Consider the following 23,866-nt stretch of genomic DNA (forward strand, 5'->3'; position numbering starts at 1 on the left):
GTTGTCGTGTGGTGATAAATACCACTGGGACTGGGGTGAAAAGGTGAGTCATGCTAATAAGAGGAGATGTACAATGGCGCTTTTACTCACTTGGGGGAATTATGAGGTTGAAGCCTGTTCTCTTGTTATTGCTTTTACCAGCTTTTTTATCTGCTGGAGCAGAGGCTGAAGTTTCTTCCCTGGCTCAGGACACCGCGGACTACGCAGTCGAAAAATACGAAGGGGCCATGACAAAAACCCTCGCGAGCCTGGTGCGCTTCGAGACTGTTGCAAGTGAGGAAACCCCCTTGGCTGATAACCCCGCTTTTGTAGGATTTAAAAAGGTGCTGGAGTTAAAAGCGAAGGAGCTAGGGCTTGAATACCAGGACTATGGTCATGTACTGGTAGTGGCCTTGGGTGAGGGACCTGAAAAGGTCGGTATTGTTACTCATGGGGATGTACAGCCGGCAAACCCTGAGAAGTGGCAAAAGAGCCCTTTTTATCTCGATAGTGAAAGTGAACCCGGCAAGCTGATTGCCCGAGGCAGTGAAGACGATAAGGGGCCTATCGCAACTGCACTCTATGCCATGAAGGCAATTAAGGACCAGGGCTCGCCTATTAAGCGCAGGATAGAGCTTCTTATTTACCTGGCTGAAGAGTCTGATTGGGAGCCCTTGAGACACTTTCTGAAAACTTACTCAATTCCCGCTTACAACATCACTATTGATGCTAGCTACCCGGTAGTGACCGCAGAAAAAGGGTGGAGTGAAATACAGGTTAGCACTATTGGAAGTTTGCCGGCGGACTTTGCCAAGCCCTATGTTGAGGATTTTTCCGGTGGTTATTTCCGCAGCCAAGTGCCGGACGAAGCCCGAGCCACCCTGGCTAATGTCACTCCGGAACTGGTTGAGGCGGTTCGCACCAGAGCAGCCGAACACTCCCAAGCGACTTTTGAAATATCGCAAAGTGAAAACAAGCTAGTTGTTACTGCTCGTGGAAAAGCCATCCATAGCTCTGAGCCGGAACATGGAGTCAATGCAATTGCCTTCCTGGCCGATCTTCTTAGTGTGCACGAATGGCCGGCTAATGCTGCTGGAGCAACTGTACGTTACCTGAATGACCTGGTAGGCACTGGTATTGAGGCAGAGAAATTTGGGGATATCGCCTATAACGATTCATTTATGGGGCCAATGACTGCTTCTGTTACCATGGTGAAAGTCACTGAAAATGGGCTCACCAGTTACCTGAACCTGCGCCGCCCCACGGGTAAAAGTGCTACCCAGCTGGAAAAAGAAATTCATTCTGCACTATCAAGTTGGCAGGAACGGACCGGCATAATATTTGCCGATACTCAGGTTTCCCTGGGTAATCCCTACCGGGTAGACAATGCGCCTCATGTTGAACCATTGCTGGATGTTTTCAGCCATTTTACTGGTATGGAAGATGCCAAGCCTGTCGCCATAGGTGGTTCTACCAATGCCAAACTGCTGCCGAATGCAGTCAGTTTTGGTCCCTCCATGCCGGGCAGTGCTTATACAGGCCATTCTGAGCATGAATTTATCACTGTGGAACAATTCCGTCTGAATCTAAAAATGTACACAGCCATGATGATTGAGGTTGGCAACTTATAAGTGTGTCCGGTAAAACGGATTTATTCACAGGAAGTGGTCTACCAAGTGCTTGAATTGACCGGTTAGCCTCGGTCAGCTCAAGAGTGAAACTATGTGGTTCTTTGAGGGAGCTGCGGTAAATTACTTCATTCGTTATTCAATTATTAAAGAATCGCAAGATGTTAAATTTTCTTCCCTCGATTGTTTTGCTGATATTGGCCTCGACTTTGTTGGCCATTGGCACCATTCTGTGCTTCATACCCATATTATTTTTTGTGGTCCTGCGATTGATTTTGCCCTTTGCTGCGCTGCGCAAGTTCTTTGCGATTATTTTTATTTCTTGTGCTGAAGCCTGGCTCACTCTGAATAAAGGCTGGATGAAGCTCACCCAGAAAACCCAGTGGGACGTACAGGGCGATGAGTCGCTGGATAAGAATGGTTGGTATCTGGTGACGTCAAACCACCAGAGCTGGGTGGATATTTTTGTGTTACAGTCCATTTTCAATCGAAAAATTCCTTTCCTGAAATTTTTCATAAAACAGGAGTTGATCAAGGTTCCGGTGATGGGGGTTTGTTGGTGGGCGTTGGATTTTCCTTTTATGAAACGCTATAACAAGGAGTTCCTGAAGAAGCACCCGGAAATGCGCGGTAAGGATTTGGAGGCGACAAAAAAAGCCTGTGAACGCTTTAAATTAACCCCCACCAGTATTATGAATTTCCTTGAGGGAACACGTTTTACGCAAGACAAACACGACAGGCAGGGATCTCCCTTTGCCCATCTGCTCAAGCCTAAGTCCGGGGGTATCGCTTTCGCAATGCAAAGTATGGGTAAGCAACTAAACCGCCTGTTAAATGTAACCATAGTTTACCCGGATGGTATCCCGTCATTTGCTGATTTCCTTGGTGGGAAAGTAAAGAGGGTGATTGTTCGTGTTGAGCAGATTCGTATTCCGGAAAGGTTCTTTCTTGCGGACTACGTAAATGATCAGGTATTTCGTGCTGAATTCAATCAATGGGTCTATGAGCTGTGGCGAGAAAAAGATATGCTGATTGGTAAATTGCTTGCCGATAGCGGCAGAGCCTGATTTTTCCAGAAAAACAATAAAGGGGCTAGTCAAGTAGCCCCTTATTTTTCTGCTACAAAATTTAATTACAACCAGATGGGCAGTTGGGCCCGAATTTCTTCTGGTTGGCTTTCTACCAGGTTCTTACCGGTCTCACCCGCAATGGTAGCGCGGGTTGGAGTCTTGAGAGCATCCCGTAGGCTACCCACCATATATGGCTCGGCTACGATATAAAGTTTTTCGTAGCGTCCCTCCTGTCGCCCCCGCTCTAAGGTATGAGCAATCTCTCTGGCAAATTTCTCACCGTTGCGATGGCGTAGATCGGAAAAATTACCCATGGTGTGGCGACCCTTGCCACGGCTGTCAAAAGTGCGTCCAGGGGCGTCACTTTCGAGATCGCGGCCCGATAAGCGGGATTCAGGGTGGAGGAGAGCTTCGATTTCGTGGAGGTTTCCGGCGCGTTTTTTTGCTTCGAAAATCCTGGCTTGCGACTGGTTGGCCACGAGGACCCATGCTAGAGCCATGCGCTTATCCTCTTTAATTTACCTGTAATTATCGTAGTTAAATTCGATGCCACTGACTAATATCCTTAACTGCAAGATATCCAGCAATTCCCATATAGATAAAAAGTAAATAAAAAATATTTTTTAATGCTATTTGCGATGGCTACTGTGGGCACTTATTCCTACCGAGTGTCGCTGAATTACCTAGAATGAAGTCAAGATGTGAGAGGCGCAAGCCGGGTCCGAGGAGCGGGCTTGCGCCTCCTGCGACATAGTGGAAGCAAAGAGGTTGTGATTATGAGTCTGATACCGAGAGGGTCCCTACTGGATCTGGACAATATGTTTGAACAGATGCTCTCACCCAGCCGTGGCATTACCAATGAGCGGGAGGGTTTCTTTTCTCCGCGTATCGACGTGAGTGAACGTAAAAACAAGTATGAAATAAGTGCTGAATTGCCAGGTGTTGGTAAGAACGATATCAATGTGACTCTTGAAAATGGTGTCCTGACCCTTGAGGCAGAAGTACATCGCGAACTGAAGGAAGAAAAAGATGGCCGTGTGCTTCGTCAAGAGCGGCGCTACGGTAAGTTTTTACGCAGTTTTAACCTGGGTGATGATGTGCGTGAGAGTGAGATCGACGCAAACTTTAAGGATGGTATTCTGACCCTGACGGTGCCCAAGCATGAGGGGCATCCCCCACAACGAAAGCGTATTGAAGTGCACTGATTTTCTAATGGGTGGCGGCCATGCCGCCACCCAGTGAATATATTTAAGAAATTGGCGGAGGTACGTGATGAAAGTAAAACAGGCAATGCACCAGGGAGCTACCTGGTGTACTCCAGACACCCCGCTACAGGAAGTGGCGAAGATCCTGCGTGATGAAGATATAGGTGCCGTCCCGATTGGAGAAAATGATCGCCTGATCGGCATGGTTACTGACCGCGATATTGTATGTCGAGGTGTAGTGCAGGGTGGTAATTTGTCCTCGCTAACTGCCCGCGACGTGATGACTGAAGGCATTGAGTGGTGTTGGGAGGAAGATGACCTCCTCTCAGCTGTACACAAAATGGAGCAGCAGCTACTTCGCCGTATGCCAGTACTGAACAGTGAAAAGCGTATGGTGGGTATTCTTAGCCTGGGTGATATTACTTCGGCCATTGCCAGTAAGCAGGGTGGCCATTTTGCCTCGGCGATCTCAGCACACCATTAGAGCTCGCTACTAGCGAAGTATTATCAACAGGGGCCGTGGGTCCCTGTTGATACCGGTCTTAGAGCTATGCGCCTTTCCCCTATCATTTCTCCAGGCTAACTTTTTTCACCTCGCTATTCCAAAGTTTCGATAGCCACGTCGTTTGCCCATATGGGCGAATTAGCGCTTATACTGCGCACTTTTTTGAGGTCAACCATGATCACTCAGGAACAGTTGCAACAGCGCAGTGGCGGTCAATGTGAACTCTGCAAGGCACAAAAAAACCTAGCGGTCTATGAGGTAGCTGAGTCAGTGGGTCAGGCAAATCCACAGGTGCTTTTGTGTCAGACTTGCCGGGAGCAACTGGATAACCCAGCACATTTAGACAGTGCCCACTGGCAATGCCTCGCAGATAGTATGTGGAGTCAGGAACCTGCTGTGCAAGTATTGGCCTGGAGGCTGCTAAAGCGTCTATCTGTCGAGACCTGGGCTCAAGATTTATTCGAAATGCTCTACCTGGATGATGACCTGGTTAATTGGGCCCAGGCGGGTACTTTTCCGGAAGAGGGGGAGCTACTCGTGCATCGCGACTGCAATGGTGCAATACTGCAGGCCGGTGATAATGTCACCATTATCAAAGACCTGGATGTAAAGGGCTCCAGCCTTGTGGCCAAGCGCGGTACTGCTGTGCGCGGCATCAGCCTTACCGATAACCCCGAGCATATTGAGGGACGTGTTGAGGGGCAGCGTATCGTGATTCTGACGAAATTTGTGAAGAAAAGCGGCTGACATCTCTTTTAGCTGCGTAGTTTTTCTATCGGTAAGGATATTTATCCCCATAAGTAACTCTGTTACCCGAAGGCATTTGGCCTGATATCATGCCAGTTCTAATTTACCCGATTTCTTTTTTCCTGTGTGCTCGCGATCCGGGGCCATATTGATGGCGTGGCTAAACACTGTGGAAGATAGTGGTCAATAAAGCAGAGGTTGAAGCTGTGGGGATGGAACGATGAAGCCCACTTATGAGATTCGCAGCGGCACACTTGCGGGTTTCAATACTCTGGTGCCGCAAATGGGTGGGAATCCCGCTGCCCTCCTGAGAAGCGTTGGCCTACCTTCAGACTGTGTGCGCCGCCCGGATATCCTTATTTCTATCGCGACCCTTGTCGACTTACTGAATCTCTGTGTGGAAGAACTGCAGTGTGAAGATTTTGGTTTGCGTTTGGCAGAGATGCAGGGTTTGCGCATGCTTGGGGTACTGGGAAAGCTATTACTCAATGAAGGGAGCCTGGATGCTGCCCTGACAGTGAGCCACCGCTACATGGTGCTACATAACCAGGCGGATCACTGGCGAATATCGGAGCGGGATGGTCTGTTGATGGCACAGAGAGTCAGCCATTCTGGTGGGCTTGGCGCTGCGGAGCAGTACAGCGAACTCGCTATGGGTGCCGCCTGCCGCTTATTTCAGGAATTGGCCGGTAAAGATATCCGCCCGCTACAGGTACAGTTTTGCCATGCCCCAATTTCTTCCAGGCAACGATACCGGGACTATTTTCAGGCGGAAGTCCTGTTTGCCCAACAGGGCGATTGCCTGACATTTAATGCTGAATTACTTCAGCGACCCCTCAATGCCCCTAGCCAGAGCTTGGTGAATTATTTTGAAGAGTTTACCCAAGGATTGATCAAGGGATATGAGGGGGATATTGCTTCTCAGATACGTACTTTGATATTGCAAACTCTGGGAGCCCAGCAGCACAGTCTGGCTCAGGTCGCGCAGTTGGTGGATACGCCCGTGCGTACATTGCAGCGACGTTTGAGTGAGGCGGGTACTTCTTTCAAACAATTGCTCCAGGAGGCGCGTATGGAGACCGCCCGGTGGCATCTGCGCGCTTCCAGTATTGATATTGGGCTGCTCTCTGCGAGCTTGGGGTATACCGACACCAGTGCTTTTTCCAAAGCCTTTCGTACCTTACATGGCAGCTCACCACTACAGTGGCGTAAACGACAAAGAGAAATAGCTTAAGGCCCAGGTATTAGAGCTGGTGGAAAACTAACCAATCCGTGAAGCTGGACCTAGCCACCCCCTTTTATCTGCTTGCCCTTGACCCTGTTCCTCTTTGCCTCTATTCCAGCGCCGGGCTATCCTGGCCCCTTGCTGAATTCAATGAGCATGACCAAGGAAAAATACTATGGGTGCGGAGACTATTCGCTGTAAAGCTGCGGTGGCCTGGAAGGCAGGTGAGCCACTTTCTATAGAGGAAGTTGATGTGATGCCTCCCCAGAAGGGAGAGGTTCGTATCAAGCTGACGGCTACTGGAGTTTGTCATACCGATGCCTTTACTCTGTCTGGCGAAGACCCTGAAGGAGTATTTCCTGCGATTCTCGGCCACGAGGGTGCAGGTATTGTCGAGTCAGTAGGGGAGGGGGTTACTGGCTTGAAAGTTGGTGACCATGTGATTCCTTTGTACACGCCGGAGTGCGGCGAATGTAAATTCTGCCTGTCTGGTAAAACCAATCTGTGTCAGAAAATCAGGGCTACCCAGGGTAAGGGGCTGATGCCCGATGGCACCACGCGTTTCTCTATCAACGGACAACCCATTTATCACTATATGGGTACTTCCACTTTTTCGGAGTACACAGTCCTTCCAGAGATTTCGCTGGCAAAAATTAATCCGGAAGCGCCGTTGGAGGAGGTTTGCCTGCTTGGCTGCGGTGTCACTACCGGAATGGGCGCGGTAATGAATACTGCCAGAGTAGAACCGGGTTCGACCGTTGCTATTTTTGGGCTTGGCGGGATTGGTTTATCCGCCGTGATTGGTGCCAAAATGGCGGGTGCAGAGCGCATTATTGGCATAGATGTGAATGAGGAGAAGTTTGCCCTGGCAAAAAAACTCGGCGCCACTGAATGCATTAACCCCCGGAATTATGAGCAGCCGATTCAAGAGGTGATCGTCGACCTCACCGATGGTGGTGTCGATTATTCCTTCGAGTGTATCGGCAACGTAGACGTAATGCGCTCTGCCCTTGAGTGCTGCCATAAAGGTTGGGGGGAGTCGGTAATTATCGGTGTGGCAGGAGCTGGACAGGAAATTAGTACTCGCCCCTTCCAACTGGTAACAGGGCGGGTATGGCGAGGCACGGCTTTTGGAGGGGTAAAGGGGCGCTCGGAATTACCGGACTATGTAGAGCGTTATCTCGCTGGTGAGTTTAAGTTGGATGATTTTATTACCCACACCATGCCGCTGGAAAAAATAAACCATGCATTTGATTTGATGCATGAAGGTAAAAGTATACGCAGTGTTATTCACTATGGTGAAGCTTGAGCGGAGTTACCATGACTATTGAACTTGTCAGCAGCACCAGGTCTTTCGATGGCTCACAACGGCAATATAAGCATGATTCCGATGTTTTAAATTGCCCAATGCACTTTTCTATTTTTTTGCCACAGGAAGCGGAAATTGACCCTGAATATCGCTATCCGGTGCTCTATTGGCTATCTGGACTCACTTGTACCGATACAAACTTCAGCCAGAAAGCGGGGGCCCAGCGCCTGGCCGCAGAGCTGGGTATCGTACTGGTTATTCCTGATACGAGCCCTCGCGGCAAGGATGTGGCCGATGATCCGTCCTATGATCTGGGGCAGGGGGCTGGCTTCTATGTCAATGCCACTCAACAACCCTGGAAGCTGCACTACCGAATGTACGATTATATTGTGGATGAGCTTCCTGCACTTATTGAAGCTCACTTCCCGGTGAGTCAGCGTCGTGCAATCAGTGGTCATTCTATGGGTGGGCACGGAGCCCTGGTAATAGGCTTGCGCAACCCTGAGCGTTATACCTCAATTTCGGCTTTTAGTCCTATTTGCAATCCTATTGCCTGTCCCTGGGGTGAGAAGGCATTGGGAGCTTATTTGGGGGCAGATACCACTAGTTGGGAGGAGTACGACGCGAGTGTGCTGCTGGGCCGAGCTACAACTCATGTGCCGATACTTGTATCCCAGGGCGATGATGATGAGTTCCTTGAGCAGCAGCTGCGGCCTGAGGCTTTACAAATGGCTGCAGGAGCTTGTAATTACCCGCTTCGGCTAGAGCATCATGCAGGGTACGACCACAGCTATTACTTTATTGCCTCATTTATTGAAGAGCATCTGCGTTTCCACGCGGATTACTTATTGAAGCGGGATAAAACTGCAATTTAAATCGGCAGTTAATACACGCAGGGCAATGCTGCAACCGAGCATAGGAGAATGGCCCGGTTGCAGTGTTACTGGCTATTGATTGAATTTACCTGGGTATTTTCCTTTATTGAGGTGCAGCTGCACGACATTCACCGAGGACTTCTGCCTGGTTTTGGTGGAATGTCTGCTCAATCAGGAACCAGCCGTTAGGGCAGAAGTCGCTTTCGATTAGCAGAAACTCCATCCGCTCCATAGCCATTTTCCTAATATCGCCTGAGGTTGACTTATTGCGTCCAGATTTACCTGAGCTGTGTTTGCCTCCCGGCGGCTTGGCTCCACTTCCTATACCTGGGCCACCAGAGTTCTGGCCTCCACGGCCATGTGGCCTGGTCCCCAGGCTCGCCTTATACACAAAGCGCTTGTGGCCTACTTCAGTAATATTAGTAACAAAAGATTCTGTGGTGGGAGCCTCTGGGGTGGAGTTACAACCGCTGATGAGCAGGGTCGTCGCCATAAAGGCAATTAGTTGAACCTTCATTGTTGTTATCCTGTGAGTAATTCGGTTCAAGTATGACCGTCGCCCTGAACAAATGTCGGTTAAGCAGAGTAAACAATTGTTAAGGCCAATTACTTCAATAAGGTGTTTCTTTTCTTAAGGGCCTTTACAGGTTATTTTCTTGTTACCTGAATAAGTTATTCTTGAAACCTGTATTTTTAAATGTGCGTAGAGGCCTGCCCAGATTATTTTTACTGTGATCTGTGGCTTGAAAATGGGATAAGAGCGTCAAAAATAAAGCGGCTTTGTAGTTCTATGGCAATTTATAGAGGAGAGATAGTGAGCAAATTTTCGGGTTTGATTTTAGGGTGCACAGTGTCTCTTCGGCAGCTGGAGAGGCTTATTTTTCTGAAGCGCTAGGAAGGTGTCCTCAGTTACAAAGACCTGTAGAAAAGCCATAATCTGACAACAAACTGTTGTTACAGGCATTTAAAACTCCTTGTTTTTCACGAACTCGCCCTGGTTTTGGCCGGCGGCGGTACGTCCTTGTATTGCCTCAGTTATCTGCTGTGATTTACGGTGAGGAACTATAGTACTCCCAGGCGCAATAAAGTTTTATCAGGCTCGTCGCCTCTGAAAAGAAAGTAATCCGACAGCAGTCAGCGTTTTTAATACTGAGGTCCAAGCACTCATATTTGGTTTCGTTGGCTTTCCCTTGCCAATAAGGGCCAGCTGTTGTTCGTACCAAGTGACATCCAGCATAGCCATAAAATCCAGGTTGGGAATACCTGTGGTGAGCTTTTTCAATGTTATCTTATGGTTGCCATCTGATAAAAGTTTGTGCGATAGCCGTGGGTCAACCGCTAATGGGCGGGCAAGGCCAATCATATCCACGGCATTTGATACAAGGGCGGCCTCCATGGCAGCTGCGGAACGGAAGCCGCCGGTGACTACGACGGGAATTTGCAGCTGTGCTCGTGCCTTTTCTGCATAATCGAGAAAATAGGCCTCTCGCTTGATAGTACTTTCCTTCACATTGGCACCAACCATACTTGGGTTTTCATAGTTGCCGCCGGAGATTTCAATTAAGTTAATACCTTCATCCTGCAGGGCTTTTAGAACCTGCATGGATTCCTCTTCACTGAATCCACCCTTTTGAAAATCTGCTGAATTGAGTTTTACGCCTACCGGAAAATCTTCACCAACCGCTTCGCGAATAGCGCTATATACCTCGCGTAAAAACCGTATGCGATTTTCTAAGGTACCTCCCCACTGATCATTTCGCCGATTGTGGTGAGGGGATAGAAACTGATTGATCAGATAACCATGAGCAGCATGTATCTGAACTCCGGTAAATCCAAATTCTTTTGCCTGTGCGGCGGCCCAGGCGAATTTTTTAATGATAATAACTATTTCATTTTCAGTGAGTTCTCTAGGGCAGTTGAAGGTCTTTTCTAATCCGTTAGCCAGTGGAATTGCAGAGGGTGCGACGGGTTCAGTGCTTAAAAAATTGGGTGTTTGCTTGCCTGGATGATTTAATTGCATCCAGATTTGCGTACCGTTTTGGCGCCCGGCTTCGGCCCATTTCCGGAACAGAGAAAGGTCTGACTCCTCGTCTAATACCACATTGCGCGGTTCACCCAGAGCGGTACGATCAACCATGACGTTACCGGTGACCAGCAAACCTGTGCCCCCTTCTGACCATGTGCGATATAAGTGAATCAGCTCCTTGGTGGGGGCATGATTGGGATCCGCTAATTGCTCACTCATAGCAGATTTAAACAAGCGGTTTTTCACACTGGTTCCCGGCAGAATACTCAGTGGGCGAGCGAGAGGTGTAGCTCGATCGGTGTTTTTTAAGGCGCTAGTGCTATTTTTCAAAATGAATGTCCTGCCTGTAAGTTTTAATGCTGGCCAGTGTTTGTGCTCCTTGTTGCGTCACCAAGGTGCTAAAAAAAGTCCGTAGTTGTCTGAGTAAATCATAGGGATCACCGGATACCTGGTATTGCAGAATACTGCCCTGCCAAACGCTATAACACAGTGTCGCAAGGTTATCGGCGGGGACGTCAATGCGTAGATCTCCTTGATCTTGGGCCAAATGTAATATCGATTGAAGATTTGCCAGCCACCTGTGCTCTACAGACTCAATGGCTTCACGGCAAAGAGGGCTGGCCTGGGCTACCTCGGCCGACATCGCTCCGAGCAGACAGGCACAAGACTGGCCAACTTTTACTTTGTTCTGAACACGGTTTTGAAAGCAGCACCAAAGCTGGATCAAGCCGGGTGCCTGATCCATGTTTAATTTCGTCTGCGCTAGTTCCGCATCAATCTGTTGGCCGTAGCGGTGAATAATGCTGGCTACGAAGGCCTCTTTACTGGGGAAATAGTTGTAGAACGAACCTTTGGGTACGCCTACTGTATCCAGCACCTGCTTGATACCAGTGCCGTGATATCCCTGGCTGGTCAGCATTGCGGTGCCTGTTTCTAACAATGCTTCTTTGGTGTTTTCGCTTTTACGTGGTCGAGCCATTAAAATTAGACCGGTCGTCTATTAACTAATGTTCAATATATGACCGATCGTCTTGGAATGCAAGGGAGAGTGTTTTGTTTTGGTAGTGTCAAGCTGGGGATCAGGGAAAGGATACTTAAACGGGGAGATCGGCACCGGCAACCTATGATACTGGGCGTATGGTCGATTTTAGATCTCGATAGAAGCTTCCAGTAATATTCGGCCACACACTATGGTTCACTGAAATCCAAATTACTCTTTCAAAATAAAATTTATTCAGGGGTTTGAGTTCAATATACGGCTTATTGTGCTATTTGATTGCTTATTTTGGGGTTTAAATTGCCCACTTTGGCAGGGTCCTACGCTTTTCACCGTCGCACATTTAGATGGCCCCTCTATCACCTTGCCTGCCCCGACTATAGGGTCTGCCTCAAAGTTAGATAAGAAAGTGAATCGATTGTGATTGGGTTCGCGGTGGTTATTGGGAAGAGTCTCGCTTTGGGGTCGAGTTGTTATGGAAGGAGGTGAGAATTGTTTTAATGGAAGAAACAAGGTACATCTCTCACTGTTTTTGTTTCGCAAAAGCCAGCTCCAAGACTGTCTTCAGGCACTGTAAACATACATGGTGCAGAGTAAATGACGGTAAAGGAAGGCAATTACAGAAGGTTTGATTGTCACTCTGTTAAATTCAGAAGGAGAGCTCGACCCCCTCCGTTATCTGGAGATTACATTGTAGAATTCAAGGACTTTGTTGCTTGCAGAGAAAGCGGTCTTACGCCCTTCTCACCGCAGATTTGCGCCTAGCATAAAACACTAAAACAAAGAGCCCTTCTATGAAAAGAAAACTGCTTGCCCTGCTTAGCTGCACAACCTTTGCGGGACTCTGTTCCGCGGATACGTTGACTATTGAACGAATATTCTCCGATCCGGCCCTTGGGGGCACAGCGCCCCGTGCCCTTGAGTACTCTCCCGATGGTAGTCGGGTAACTTTTCTGAAGGGACGGGATGAAGATTACAACCGCTACGACTTATGGGAGTACAACATTGCCGATAGGCAGTCCCGTATCCTGGTGAAATCTGACAGCCTGCACAGCGGCGATGAAGTGTTATCCGATGAGGAAAAAGCCCGACGTGAGCGTCAAAGAATCTATGGCAGCGGTATTATGGAATACAGCTGGTCTGAGGATGGGAAATCCTTGTTATTTCCGCTGGCAGGAGATGTTTATTATTACAATTTGGATACGAAGTCCGCGCGGCGCTTGACTGAAACCGAAGCTTTTGAGACCGATGTTCGTGTTTCCCCGAAAGGGCGATATGTCTCTTTTATTCGTGATCAGGATATTTTTGTCGTCAACCTGAAAAGTGGTAAAGAGCGTGCGCTAACCAGCGATGGAAATGGGCCTATCAAAAATGGCATGGCCGAGTTTGTTGCCCAGGAAGAAATGGATCGTATGACAGGTTATTGGTGGTCTCCAGACGACCGCCATATTGCTTTCCTACAGGTTGATGAGTCCCCTGTAGATGAAGTGATCCGCAGCGAGATATATGCAGATCGCATCGATATGATAAGCCAGCGTTATCCCGCAGCAGGGCGAGCTAATGTCAAGGTTCGCCTGGGTGTGATGGAGGTGGCATCTGGAAAAACCCGTTGGGTAAATCTGGGGGAAGAGCAGGATATTTATATTCCCCGAGTAGATTGGGCTCGCGATAATTTACTGACTTTTCAATGGCAGTCTCGGGATCAGCAGAAACTTGAGCTTCGTGTTTTTGATCTCAATAACGGCAAGACCCGCAATCTGTTAAAAGAATCCAGTGACACCTGGGTAAACCTCAGCGATGATTTATTTTTCCTGGAAAACAGTGACCAATTTATCTGGTCATCTGAGCGAGATGGTTTCAAGCACCTCTATTTGTACAGTTTAAATGGAAAACTACAGAAGCAATTAACTGTTGGTGATTGGATAGTTGATGAGCTGGAAGCTGTGGATGAAAAGAAAGATGTTGTGTATTTCAGTGGCCGTAAGGATTCTGACATAGAAAGGCACCTTTATAGTGTACCAATAAAAGGTGATGGGGGTATTCAGAGAATATCCACACGCAGTGGTATGCACGGTATTGAGTTTGCTGAGGATGGTTCAGGTTACATCGATAAATTCACCAGCATTACTACTCCTCCACAGGTAAGTTTACACCGCTCAAGTGGCGAGCTGATAACCTGGCTGGAGGAGAACGCTGTTGTTGAAGGGCATCCCTTATTTCCTTATATGGAGCAGTGGATTACTCCGGAGTTTGGCACTATCAAAGCTCCACAGGGACATAAGCTTAATTACCGCCTATATAAGCCGGCCAATTTTGATGAGAGTAAACGTTACCCGGTCATGGTATTTGTTTATGGTGGTCCCCACGCTCAGGTAGTAACCAATAGTTGGGACAAGCACATCAACCAATTTATGGCTCAACAGGGTTACATCGTTTTCTCTCTGGATAACCGTGGTTCTGCAAACCGGGGTACAGCGTTTGAAAATCCCATTTTCAAAAATATGGGAGGCCCTGAGGTAGAGGACCAGGTAACAGGTGTTAAATTCCTGCGCTCACTACCTTTTGTTGATAGCAATAATATTGGTATCTATGGCCACAGTTACGGTGGCTATATGGCACTAATGAGTATGTTTAAGGCCGGAGATTATTTTAAAGCTGGCGTTTCTGGTGCTCCTGTGACCGATTGGATGCTTTATGATACTCACTATACCGAGCGCTACATGGGTAATCCCAATACAGATGCTGAGGCCTACCAGGCTTCCTCTGTATTTCCCTATTCGAATGGACTGAAAGGTCCTCTGCTGATTTATCACGGGATGGCAGATGACAATGTTTTGTTTACCAACACTACACGTCTGATTAAACAGTTGCAGGATAATGGCCAACAGTTTGAACTTATGACCTATCCAGGTAAGAAGCATAGTTTACGTGGCAAGCAAACTCGTATTCATCAGTACACTATGATTAAGGAATTCTTTGATCAACATCTTCGCGATGATAGTTAAGGCAGACTAAAGAAGCTAAATTTCTATAATTGATTTGTAAATCAGTAAAAAAGCCAGGGCTAGCCCTGGCTTTTTTACTGATTAATTTTTTTCTTTGAAGTTGTTTTTAGGGGCCAGCTTACAGAGGAGCAAAATTTCCGATCACTCAGGATGTATAGAAATACTCTATGGATTAATTCAAAATCCATACCGGGCATACCTGCCCGGTATGGATAATAGGGACTAATTAAAAAATAGATTTTAGCTACCGATTAACTTCATCAAATCTGTCCAGATTCATTACCTTCGTCCAGGCTTTGACGAAATCCTGGGTAAATTTTTCCTGGGAGTCATTGAAACCATAGACTTCAGCCACTGCCCGTAGCTCTGAGTTGGAACCGAATATCAGATCCACTGAGGTGGCAGTCCACTTATCTTTGCCAGTTTTACGATCCTTGCCTTCATAAAGCCCTTCTGACTTTTCAGACTTCTTCCACTCGGTGGACATGTCCAGTAAGTTAACAAAGAAATCATTAGTGAGTACACCGGGGCGATCGGTGAAAACCCCGTTGGGAGATCCGCTGGTATTGGCATTGAGCGCACGCATTCCTCCTACCAGGACTGTCATCTCGGGCACGCTTAAGGTGAGTAGGCTAGCGCGATCCACCAGCATTTCCGTGGGCGTTCTGCTGTTATCTTTAGCGAAATAGTTGCGGAATCCATCGGCGGTGGGCTCTAGTACCGCAACAGATTTCACATCGGTTTGCTCTTGGCTTGCATCAGCCCTGCCAGGCCTGAAGGGTACTTTGATATTGTTTCCACCCTCGGCAGCGGCTTTCTCAATGGCAGCGGAGCCGCCGAGCACGATCAGGTCGGCAAGTGAGACTTTCTTGCCGCCGGATTGATTGCTATTAAAGTCCTGTTGAATTTTTTCCAACTGCGTCAGCACCTTTGCCAATTCGGCGGGATCATTTACCGGCCACTGCTTTTGTGGCTCCAGGCGAATGCGCGCTCCATTCGCTCCGCCACGCATATCGGAGCCGCGGAAGGTGGAAGCTGATCCCCATGCAGTTCTCACCAGTTCAGGAATCGTTAAGCCAGAGTTGAGGATTGCCGACTTAAGGTTATCAATATCGCTGTCATTGACCAGGGGATAATCCACTTTGGGAATGGGGTCCTGCCAAATTAGGGCCTCCTCGGGTACTTCAATACCCAGGTAGCGTGCTTTGGGTCCCATATCCCGGTGGGTCAGTTTGAACCAGGCTTTAGCAAAGGCGCGTTTAAAGTCCTCAGGGTTTTTCTGGAAGCGTTGGGCAATTTCCTTATAACTTGGATCAAACTTCAGTGCCAGATCAGTAGTAAACATGATTGGCGCATGACGTTTGTTTTTATCGAAGGCATCAGGCACAAGATTGGCGGCAGCGGAATCATCAGGTATCCACTGTACCGCGCCTGCAGGGCTCTTGGTTTTTACCCAGTTAAAGTTGAACAGGTTATTCAGGTATTGTTGGCTCCAGGTAATTGGTGCTGCAGACCAGGCACCTTCCAGGCCAGAAGTCATGGTGTCATCCGCATTGCCTTTACCACACTTGTTTTTCCAGCCGAGCCCCTGTTGTTCTGTGGGAGCTGCGGCAGGCTCTGGTCCCAGGCAGTCGGCCTTGACGGCTCCATGAGCTTTACCGAAGGTGTGACCGCCGGCAATTAGTGCCACTGTCTCTTCATCGTTCATGGCCATACGGCCAAAGGTTTCGCGAATGTCTACGGCGGCAGCTACCGGATCGGGTTTGCCATTCGGCCCCTCAGGGTTGACATAAATCAACCCCATTTGTACCGCACCGAGCGGCTTTTCCAGCTGGCGGTTACCCGTATAGCGCTCGTCTGCGAGCCACTCGGTTTCCGGCCCCCAGTAAACCAGGTCAGGTTCCCAGTCATCGATACGTCCACCCGCAAAGCCGAAAGTTTCAAATCCCATGGATTCCAGTGAGACATTGCCTGTGAGAATCATCAGGTCTGCCCAGGACAGCTTGCGACCGTATTTTTGTTTGATGGGCCAGAGCAACCTGCGAGCTTTATCCAGATTGGCATTATCTGGCCAGCTGTTAAGGGGATCGAAACGCTGCTGTCCACCACCGGCACCACCCCGGCCATCGTCGATACGATAAGTGCCTGCACTATGCCAGGCCATGCGAATCATAAATGGGCCGTAGTGGCCAAAGTCTGCAGGCCACCAGTCCTGGGAGGTTTTGAGCAGGGCCTCGATATCATTTTTGACTGCTTTTAAATCCAGCGTTTTAAATTCTTCTGCGTAGTTAAAGTCATCCCCCATGGGGTTGGACCTGGGTGAGTGCTGGCGCAGGGGTCTAAGATCCAGCTGGTTGGGCCACCAGAACTGATTGGACTTTGGCTGACCCTCCATAGGGCCTTGGCGAATTACAGGATCAGTCACAACTTCCTCCTCATTGGCGGCAAAGGATTTTAGCGTCAGCAGTGACATGGCGATTATCAGTGCGCCACAGAGTGGGGGTCTTTTTATTAGCATTGAAATTATCTCCATACCATTTGAAATGCAGACCTCGGCTCTATACCGGGTGTGAGTCCTTCACTGCCGGAGTCAAAAGGGTTATATAGACTATATTGGCGACTTGGTTACCTTTATTCTGCTATCTCAAGTGCCAGCGCACAGTATATGCCTGTCTTTTCAACGTCTGGTTAAATCCTGTTTGTTAATCGTGAAGGGTTGCTCAAGAGCAGGGTTAAATTTCGCGTATTTCCTTTTTTAGCTGATTTATAGGGGCGCTGGAAATTATTGTTTGTTGACTTGGTCGTAACGGTTTTTTCTGCCGCCTTGAAGAAATATAAATTACTACTTATTTCGTCGCTTGAATATCAAGGTTCTTACAGCGGATTTGGCTTAATTTGCGCCAACTAAATTTCGGCAAAAACAACAAATAGCTTTCCTTTTGAATGGTGTGACTTTTTCTGTCTTTCGTTGGCAGAATTCCACCGAGGTTTCAGGGAATTAGAGTGGGGGACCATTTTGTATCTGGTTACCCTCTCCTGTCTTAAGTATGGAAATGGAGTGTCATGCGTAACCAGCCTGGGGGAGCCTCTATGCGTTCATTGATATTATTGTTATCACTTTTCCTCATTGCCTGTGGCAGTGAACCCGAAGCCGGTATTGATATCTTCAATGCTGAAATAAAGCCTGCCTCGAAGGCAACTATCGTCCACAACCAAACAGTTTCTGATCGCTTACCATTTACTGATAAGACAGATTTTGAACTGGCCAAACGAGGATTTATTGCTACTATTCCCGGCGCCCAGATTAAAAATACTGAGGGACGTGAGGTGTATGGTTTATCCCAGATGCAGTTCCTGCAAGGTAGTTCTGCTCATACGGTAAACCCCAGCTTATGGCGGCAGGCCCAGCTCAACGCGTTGAACAATGGGTTGTTTAAGGTGGTGGATGGTATCTACCAGGTGCGCTCCCTGGACCTGGCGAATATGACCCTGGTAAAGGGGGATAACGGCTGGATTGTTATCGATCCCCTGACATCTGCGGAAACTGCGTCTGCGGCGCTCGCCCTGGCCAATAAATCTCTGGGAGAGAGGCCGGTCAGCGCGGTAATTTTTACCCATAGCCACGCGGATCATTTTGCCGGGGTGACGGGGGTCCTGACGGCTGAGCAACTGCAGAGTGGTTCGATTGATATTATTGCTCCAGAGGGATTTGCAGAGGAAGCGATCAGCGAGAATGTGCGCTCTGGCAATGTGATGCAACGGCGCGCCTTATACCAGTTTGGTGACCTCTTGCCCTCAAGCCCTGATGGGTTTGTTTCTTCAGGGCTTGGCAACCGGGTATCCGATGGTGAGCATGGCATTGCCACACCAACGGTTGTAATCCCTGAAGCCGGTGCACAAATGAAAATTGACGGCGTGGAGATTGAGTTTATTAATACTCCGGGGGCGGAAGCGCCGACTGAAATGGTATTTTTCTTTCCCCAGTTTAAAGCGTTATGTATGAGTGAAATAGCCAACCATACACTGCACAATATCTATACCCTGCGTGGTGCCAAAACAAGAGACGCCCTGGCCTGGAGTCGTTACATTGAATTTGCGATGGAGAAGTTTGGTGGGGAGACAGAAGTAGTATTCAGTAGCCATCACTGGCCTACCTGGGGGAAAGGGGAGGCTATGGATTATCTCGCCAAGCAGCGGGACCTGTACAAATATATCCACGACCAAACGCTGCGCCTCGCCAATCACGGCTATGACATGATCGAAGTTGCTGAGAGGCTGGAATTGCCTGAAAGCCTTTCACAGGCCTGGGCTAACCGAGGGTATTACGGCACGGTTAATGTCGGTGCCAAGGCTGTATACAATCGCTATTTAGGTTATTTCGATGGCAATCCGGCTAACCTGCACCCGGTTCCCCAGGAAGAGGCGGCTCAGCGCTATGTGGAATATATGGGGGGGGAGGAAAGCATTATGGCGCGGGCACGGCGGGACTTTGCTCGCGGTAACTACCGCTGGGTGGCCATGGTACTGAAGCATTTGGTTTTTGCCGAGCCGGATAACGACCAGGCCCGTTACCTGCTAGCCGACAGCCTGGAGCAGCTGGGTTACCAGGCAGAATCCGGTATTTGGCGCAATTTTTACCTCTCAGGTGCGAAAGAATTGCGTCATGGTGTTGAATTTCGAGAAGAGGTATTGCCGGCTGAGGAAATAGTCGCCAGGGTGCCCTTGCAGCTGTTATTCGATGCCATGGCCGTGCGACTAAACGGAGAGAAAGCGGCGGATGCGGAGATCCGCCTGAATATTGATATGACCGACACCAGCGAGAAATACCTGGTCGTGGTGCAGAACGGGGTGTTACATGGCTATCCCGGTCGGCACAGTGATGATCCCTCAGCCAGCCTCGCCTTGAGCAGCACCGATCTGCGTTTGATGTTTGGCGGCTTGGTAGGTGCGCCCACCATGATCAGGGAGGGCCGCTTGAAGGTGAGTGGCAATCCCCTGGCCCTGATTAAATTTGGCAGGCTCTTCGATAAGTTTGACCGGAACTTTAATCTCGTTACGCCATAGCAAAGTAAAATCATCGGTTTTTACAGCCTTGGGTAGGGGGCCGGCAATAGTGGTGCAGTCGGCCTCAATCGTTAACTTCGCCGAGGTACCGGTTTCCTTGGAGGTGAAGTCGACCCCGTTGCTGCCTGAGCGGGGAGCGATAACCAAGCCGGTATTGCCATTATTCATCCAGCTTTCGATAAGCCCTGAAGAAGTCAGGTCGATTCGCTCAACACCTGTGTAGAAAGGGACAAAACTCTCTGCCAGGTCATCGCGCACCGAGGAACCGCCAACGGAATTCCAGGTTACAGACTCCTCTTGCCAATCATTTGCGGCCAGATAAACACCGTAGGTGTTGCCGGACCTATTGGTGACATTCAGCTCCAATGTGGCGGTATTGATCGAGCTACAGGCGGTGAGGTCTGAGAGGTCGAACTTGATCAGCGAGTACAGGGTACCAAAAGTGGAGTCACTGCCATCGGCAAGCAGCCCATCGGAATCCCCATCAAAATTACTGGATGAGTAGCGTGAAGAAATAAACACATCGTCAGTCACTGGCAATATAAAGTTGTTGCTGCCGCTGCCATCTTCAGAAATAACGCTGCGGTCCGCGCTGTTGCGTATTAAAGTCATGGCCTCACCGATACGGTTGGCACTCCACCAATTCACGTTACTGGGTAATACCAGTGGATCTGCGGTGCGATCTTCTCGCGATAAGGTGCTGGCGGTATCGTTAAATTCGGCAGTACGCACCACCAGTTCCTCTGCACTCACCTGAATTACTTTGAATTGCTGGATACTGGCCATGTCGATAGTCCAGGACTTGGCATCGTTGGCAGACCGGGCCGGAGCCCCCCAGCTGCCCTCCCCGACATAGACAGTGCCGCCGGAAGTGGTTGTGGAGAAGTTACTACCACTTGGGATGACTGCCTCGGTAAGTTTGGTGAGGTGGGTATCGGACTCCACTACCAGGTTCATGGCGTAATCGTAGAAAGGCTGTGCCCACCAGCTGAACAGGGTGGGGTTGTCAGACTTGCCTGTGTAGTGGGGAAATAAAGGCTTATGGTATTGCGCAAAGCGCCAGCTGGCTGCACTGCCTGATGCTGATAAGTCACTTTCAAGCCAGTTATTCATGGCAGTTGCATAGGAGGACCAGCCACTGCTCTGGAACTGGCTGTTGAGGGTATATACACGCAATAGGGGAGAAACCTGCACAGCACCATAGGTGTCGCTGGGAGAGCAGTCACCGTCGCCATTAAAGTCCACGCCGAAGACCTGGCAGATGGTGGAATAATTATCGTCCTCATGATTGCCGTGTGTGGGAATTAACGGGTAGATGCGTTTGTAACTGTAACCATCGATATTATCGCTGGAATAAGTCAGCTCCCAGTCGTCCAGAAACTCACGCATTTCCGATGCACTATTCGCGTTGGTAAAGTCTCCACCGTGCATAACGGCGAGGGGGCGAATTTTTGCGAGCAGCTCATTCCCCTGCCGGCGGGTGGTATGGCCAGTTCGGGTATCACCGCCGGCAACTACTACAAATGGGGAATTGTGCGCAGGTGCAGTCCGGAACCAAAAACGATCCCCGCAGCCATCTTGATCACAGATACGAAAATATACGGGAGAGTCTGCATTTAAATCCTGTAAGCGCACGAAGTGACTGGTGATACTGCCATCGAAGCTTTCGCTGTTGCTGACATAGGCACTATTCCAGTTACTTTCGTCGGTGGAGTAGCCATAGTTTAGGTAGGGGTTATTGCTACTGCCGTCAGGTGAAAAGCCAATCACTGCGCTGCTGGAAGCATCACCATCCCAAGAGAGCCTGTAATGTTTAGTTGCGGCACTGGCACCCATTGTAAGTAACAACGCCGAGATTGTAAGAGCACTGCCAAAATATCGTCTCATTAGAGAAATCCTTTGGAAATTGGGACCATTTTTGTGAGAGCGTCGCGGCCTGGAGGGGGGGGGTGGATTGCATGGCAGCAACGCGCAGGCATTATTGAGGAGCTTTGTGACAGGCTGTTGAACGACTGGTTACCAAGCGGACGAATGCGGCATTACGATAGGGAATTGTGACCCTGTCCCCACCAATAAAATTCACAGCAGTACCGCCGACTGTTAAATAGCGGTAAATACCGCTCAGTTTCTGTTTATTTTCACTGGTCCAGTAATCGCCTCGCATGGTTTTTGGAAAGTACTCGGACTCAATTGTCGGGCTGCCCGGTTTATTGTCTTTGCTGATAATCGTATTGATCTCACTGAGAGTGGGCAGGCGCCAGTTGCCTGCTTGACACAGGCGCTCGCGATTAGTGTGCCGGATCAGGTCTTCAGTATCGCAGCGGTCCAGCTCAAAGTAGCAGTCGCCATTATTGGCAACGCCTTCGCTATCAATAAACCAGGAGTAGGTCCAGCGTCCATCGTGGATGTCCTCGTTGTCGGTTTTTACTTCCCATAAGAGACCACTACGCTTGTCACAGACGCAGGACCAGGGACCTTCCCAGGCGCCGAGTAACTCCCCCTGCATATTGACCTTGACCAAGTAATGTTCCGGTGGCTCAGGATTTTGTGGGGCACGGACTATTGCTGCCGCAACCAGTGTGAAAGGTAGAGCGAAGACCAGAAGTAGGCGAAGTATCATAAGGTTTTATCAAAGCTGAGTTGAATGGCGCGGCTGTGGCGAGTATGGGCAATTTGTGCACGGTCAAAGGCGGAGACCCACATGCAGATGCCGTCCACAATAGGAATATCTTGGGAAGAGCCGGTATCCAGTTTGCGCACCAATTCCAGGGACCAGTGGCCATCGCGCCAGATACCACGAGCGCGGACATCTGCACGGTCGCCCTCAAAGCGATTGGAGGTATACAGCACCGAGGGCATCAAGGTACCCAATGGGAATTGGTCGTGACTTGAAGAATAGGGTTGGTAATCGAACCAGGAAATAGTCCAATCCGGGCTTTGACTGTGGGGGAGAGAATACTGATAGGGAGCCAGCTGATCTGTTTTTGCAGGTAGGCGCTTGGGGGTGATTGTAGTGGGAGAATACCACTTCCAGTTCATTCTATAAGCACCGGACTCTTTGCTATCCTGCTGGTAACCTGCGGTATAGCGACGTGCACCGGGACGCACTTTATCCGGTTTGCCGATAAAGTTGTCATCAGCCAGGTGCATCTTATTGGTACGTACTGCCTTCCAGTGCCAGAGGTCATGCACCTGCTCGGAGGTACTGTAATGGTAGCCCTTGCCGTGCCAGTTTGCGGGTTTATCAGCCAGTGGGGATTGTCCCAAATGGGCGGTGCCAGCTGCGGCGAAAGAGCAGTTTTCAGAAAGGAGTATTGCGAATTTATCTTCGTAATGACGTTTTTCATCAAATATCTTATAGCCTGATTGCAAGATTTCCCAACCTTCTGTAGTTTTTTTCAAGGGCAGGTGGGCGAGGCTCTCATTGGGATCTTGCCAGGTGATATGAAAAAAAATTTCCTGACCATTTTGCAGGGCCTTTAACTGCACATCGGAGCGGCCTTTATAAAAATTGGCCCCACCATCAGTACGTAAGGTGAGTATTTGAGCCTGTTGCCATTGTGGTTCTGAGGCCATGCCATCGATGTTGATGATGGTATTTGGTGAAATCCCGGCGACTGCCAGGGGGTGATGGGAATATCCGTGAATTAAATACCAGCTTCCCACTAAAAGAAAGCCAAGGGAGAACGTGCCTAGAGATAGTGAAACTAAAGGAAGGTATTGTCTTTTGGGCAGTGATGGTTTGAGGATAAATGGAAGTGCACGCAAGCCAAATTGCATAAGGTAAACACCGCCGTGCATAAAAATATAAAAGACAAGTCCGATGGCGCTACAAAAGTGAATCGAGCGAAGCCAGGGGAGTGGGCCCAGGCCGTTAAACAGCATCCAACCGCTCAACAGTGAAGTTATAAGCAGGGAAACACCACCCCAGGTAACTAGTCTGTGATAATTGATAGGCTTGGGCGTCGATATTCCAGACAGGTTTCGAAAATAGGGGATGCGTGAGATCAAATATCCTGCAGCGGCCAGGGAAAGTAAAATTGCGGAGACAAAGTGAACAGTATGGACCTCTCCTTGGGGGAGAAGCTCTGCAATAGTAATAAGCGCAGGCTTATCCAGGGTTGCAATACGCAATCCACTGAAAAGGCTACAGGTTACCGCCACAACAGCGGCGCCGTGTAGAAGTATCCACGAAGGGCTCTTCGATCTATTTGACATGGCGGCGCCTCAA

At 49.1% G+C, this 23,866-nt stretch carries 17 protein-coding genes and 1 pseudogene; 10 read left to right on the forward strand and 8 right to left on the reverse strand.

The window, feature by feature from the left end; translation table 11 throughout:
- The first annotated feature begins 101 nt into the window (after positions 1-101).
- Together ABWV76_RS07490 and yihG are read left to right on the forward strand one after the other, a co-directional pair.
- Complete coding sequence (locus ABWV76_RS07490; protein WP_353375662.1) at positions 102-1,610, forward strand: dipeptidase; 1,509 nt, start codon at positions 102-104, stop codon at positions 1,608-1,610.
- 158 nt (positions 1,611-1,768) lie between these two features.
- Positions 1,769-2,674 carry a 1-acylglycerol-3-phosphate O-acyltransferase, YihG family gene (gene yihG / locus ABWV76_RS07495; protein WP_353375663.1) on the forward strand — a complete coding sequence of 302 codons (906 nt, stop codon included), beginning with the start codon at positions 1,769-1,771 and terminating at the stop codon, positions 2,672-2,674.
- Between the two features lie 65 nt (positions 2,675-2,739).
- On the opposite strand, the gene ABWV76_RS07500 is transcribed toward yihG, so the two are convergent.
- Positions 2,740-3,177: a host attachment protein gene (locus ABWV76_RS07500; RefSeq protein WP_020414540.1), complete on the reverse strand. Its 438-nt coding sequence runs from the start codon at positions 3,175-3,177 to the stop codon at positions 2,740-2,742.
- A 276-nt stretch (positions 3,178-3,453) separates the two neighbouring features.
- Between ABWV76_RS07500 and ABWV76_RS07505 the strand changes: the two genes are divergently transcribed.
- From ABWV76_RS07505 to fghA, 6 genes are all read left to right on the forward strand, one after another.
- Entirely contained in the window at positions 3,454-3,882 is a 429-nt protein-coding gene (locus ABWV76_RS07505; RefSeq protein ID WP_020414541.1) for an Hsp20/alpha crystallin family protein, read from the forward strand.
- 67 nt (positions 3,883-3,949) lie between these two features.
- Positions 3,950-4,366, forward strand: a complete 417-nt coding sequence (locus ABWV76_RS07510; RefSeq protein WP_020414542.1) for a CBS domain-containing protein — start codon at positions 3,950-3,952, stop codon at positions 4,364-4,366.
- 195 nt (positions 4,367-4,561) lie between these two features.
- On the forward strand, positions 4,562-5,134 hold the full coding sequence (locus ABWV76_RS07515; RefSeq protein ID WP_353375664.1) for a PhnA domain-containing protein: 573 nt from the start codon (positions 4,562-4,564) through the stop codon (positions 5,132-5,134).
- A gap of 220 nt (positions 5,135-5,354) precedes the next feature.
- Positions 5,355-6,368, forward strand: coding sequence for an AraC family transcriptional regulator (locus ABWV76_RS07520; RefSeq protein WP_020414544.1), 1,014 nt, complete (start codon positions 5,355-5,357; stop codon positions 6,366-6,368).
- Positions 6,369-6,534: 166 nt separating this feature from the next.
- Entirely contained in the window at positions 6,535-7,668 is a 1,134-nt protein-coding gene (locus ABWV76_RS07525; RefSeq protein WP_020414545.1) for an S-(hydroxymethyl)glutathione dehydrogenase/class III alcohol dehydrogenase, read from the forward strand.
- 11 nt (positions 7,669-7,679) lie between these two features.
- Entirely contained in the window at positions 7,680-8,543 is an 864-nt protein-coding gene (gene fghA / locus ABWV76_RS07530) for an S-formylglutathione hydrolase (protein ID WP_353375665.1), read from the forward strand.
- A gap of 103 nt (positions 8,544-8,646) precedes the next feature.
- Here fghA and ABWV76_RS07535 read toward each other — a convergent pair whose 3' ends face one another.
- The 3 genes from ABWV76_RS07535 to ABWV76_RS07545 all read right to left on the reverse strand — a co-directional run bounded on the left by ABWV76_RS07535 (position 8,647) and on the right by ABWV76_RS07545 (position 11,548).
- On the reverse strand, positions 8,647-9,060 hold the full coding sequence (locus tag ABWV76_RS07535; RefSeq protein ID WP_353375666.1) for a hypothetical protein: 414 nt from the start codon (positions 9,058-9,060) through the stop codon (positions 8,647-8,649).
- A gap of 576 nt (positions 9,061-9,636) precedes the next feature.
- Positions 9,637-10,899 (reverse strand): NADH:flavin oxidoreductase/NADH oxidase family protein, encoded by a 1,263-nt coding sequence (locus tag ABWV76_RS07540; RefSeq protein WP_353375667.1) that lies wholly within the window; start codon positions 10,897-10,899, stop codon positions 9,637-9,639.
- Complete coding sequence (locus tag ABWV76_RS07545) at positions 10,889-11,548, reverse strand: TetR/AcrR family transcriptional regulator (RefSeq protein ID WP_353375668.1); 660 nt, start codon at positions 11,546-11,548, stop codon at positions 10,889-10,891. The genes ABWV76_RS07540 and ABWV76_RS07545 overlap by 11 nt, the downstream gene beginning before the upstream one ends.
- Before the next feature lie 812 nt (positions 11,549-12,360).
- Between ABWV76_RS07545 and ABWV76_RS07550 the strand changes: the two genes are divergently transcribed.
- On the forward strand, positions 12,361-14,571 hold the full coding sequence (locus ABWV76_RS07550) for a S9 family peptidase (protein ID WP_353375669.1): 2,211 nt from the start codon (positions 12,361-12,363) through the stop codon (positions 14,569-14,571).
- A 244-nt stretch (positions 14,572-14,815) separates the two neighbouring features.
- Here the strand turns inward: ABWV76_RS07550 and katG are convergent, their stop codons facing one another.
- A complete protein-coding gene (katG, locus tag ABWV76_RS07555) occupies positions 14,816-17,089 on the reverse strand; it encodes a catalase/peroxidase (protein WP_502914780.1) in 2,274 nt (757 codons plus the stop codon).
- A 545-nt stretch (positions 17,090-17,634) separates the two neighbouring features.
- Here katG and ABWV76_RS07560 point away from each other — a divergent pair.
- On the forward strand, positions 17,635-19,635 hold the full coding sequence (locus ABWV76_RS07560) for an alkyl/aryl-sulfatase (RefSeq protein WP_353375670.1): 2,001 nt from the start codon (positions 17,635-17,637) through the stop codon (positions 19,633-19,635).
- 75 nt (positions 19,636-19,710) lie between these two features.
- On the opposite strand, the pseudogene ABWV76_RS07565 reads toward ABWV76_RS07560, so the two are convergent.
- From ABWV76_RS07565 to ABWV76_RS07575, 3 genes and pseudogenes are all read right to left on the reverse strand, one after another.
- Positions 19,711-21,522, reverse strand: a pseudogene (locus tag ABWV76_RS07565) (DNRLRE domain-containing protein); the annotation flags it as partial.
- A gap of 91 nt (positions 21,523-21,613) precedes the next feature.
- Positions 21,614-22,255 carry an Lcl C-terminal domain-containing protein gene (locus ABWV76_RS07570; protein WP_282952441.1) on the reverse strand — a complete coding sequence of 214 codons (642 nt, stop codon included), beginning with the start codon at positions 22,253-22,255 and terminating at the stop codon, positions 21,614-21,616.
- A complete protein-coding gene (locus tag ABWV76_RS07575) occupies positions 22,252-23,853 on the reverse strand; it encodes an ethylbenzene dehydrogenase-related protein (RefSeq protein WP_353375671.1) in 1,602 nt (533 codons plus the stop codon). Before ABWV76_RS07575 ends, ABWV76_RS07570 begins: the two co-directional genes overlap by 4 nt.
- Positions 23,854-23,866 lie beyond the last annotated feature (13 nt).

It is taken from the genome of Microbulbifer sp. NBRC 101763, assembly GCF_040371615.1.
GTDB classification, from domain to species: domain Bacteria; phylum Pseudomonadota; class Gammaproteobacteria; order Pseudomonadales; family Cellvibrionaceae; genus Microbulbifer; species Microbulbifer variabilis.

What these genes read in the sequence shown, in the direction of transcription:
- ABWV76_RS07570 (WP_282952441.1), bottom strand. Translation starts at nt 22,255, where the DNA reads ATGATACTTCGCCTACTTCTGGTCTTCGCTCTACCTTTCACACTGGTT.
- ABWV76_RS07515 (WP_353375664.1), top strand. Translation starts at nt 4,562, where the DNA reads ATGATCACTCAGGAACAGTTGCAACAGCGCAGTGGCGGTCAATGTGAA.
- fghA (WP_353375665.1), top strand. Translation starts at nt 7,680, where the DNA reads ATGACTATTGAACTTGTCAGCAGCACCAGGTCTTTCGATGGCTCACAA.
- yihG (WP_353375663.1), top strand. Translation starts at nt 1,769, where the DNA reads ATGTTAAATTTTCTTCCCTCGATTGTTTTGCTGATATTGGCCTCGACT.
- ABWV76_RS07550 (WP_353375669.1), top strand. Translation starts at nt 12,361, where the DNA reads ATGAAAAGAAAACTGCTTGCCCTGCTTAGCTGCACAACCTTTGCGGGA.
- katG (WP_502914780.1), bottom strand. Translation starts at nt 17,089, where the DNA reads ATGCTAATAAAAAGACCCCCACTCTGTGGCGCACTGATAATCGCCATG.
- ABWV76_RS07510 (WP_020414542.1), top strand. Translation starts at nt 3,950, where the DNA reads ATGAAAGTAAAACAGGCAATGCACCAGGGAGCTACCTGGTGTACTCCA.
- ABWV76_RS07545 (WP_353375668.1), bottom strand. Translation starts at nt 11,548, where the DNA reads ATGGCTCGACCACGTAAAAGCGAAAACACCAAAGAAGCATTGTTAGAA.
- ABWV76_RS07500 (WP_020414540.1), bottom strand. Translation starts at nt 3,177, where the DNA reads ATGGCTCTAGCATGGGTCCTCGTGGCCAACCAGTCGCAAGCCAGGATT.
- ABWV76_RS07490 (WP_353375662.1), top strand. Translation starts at nt 102, where the DNA reads ATGAGGTTGAAGCCTGTTCTCTTGTTATTGCTTTTACCAGCTTTTTTA.
- ABWV76_RS07525 (WP_020414545.1), top strand. Translation starts at nt 6,535, where the DNA reads ATGGGTGCGGAGACTATTCGCTGTAAAGCTGCGGTGGCCTGGAAGGCA.
- ABWV76_RS07520 (WP_020414544.1), top strand. Translation starts at nt 5,355, where the DNA reads ATGAAGCCCACTTATGAGATTCGCAGCGGCACACTTGCGGGTTTCAAT.
- ABWV76_RS07575 (WP_353375671.1), bottom strand. Translation starts at nt 23,853, where the DNA reads ATGTCAAATAGATCGAAGAGCCCTTCGTGGATACTTCTACACGGCGCC.
- ABWV76_RS07505 (WP_020414541.1), top strand. Translation starts at nt 3,454, where the DNA reads ATGAGTCTGATACCGAGAGGGTCCCTACTGGATCTGGACAATATGTTT.
- ABWV76_RS07535 (WP_353375666.1), bottom strand. Translation starts at nt 9,060, where the DNA reads ATGAAGGTTCAACTAATTGCCTTTATGGCGACGACCCTGCTCATCAGC.
- ABWV76_RS07560 (WP_353375670.1), top strand. Translation starts at nt 17,635, where the DNA reads ATGCGTAACCAGCCTGGGGGAGCCTCTATGCGTTCATTGATATTATTG.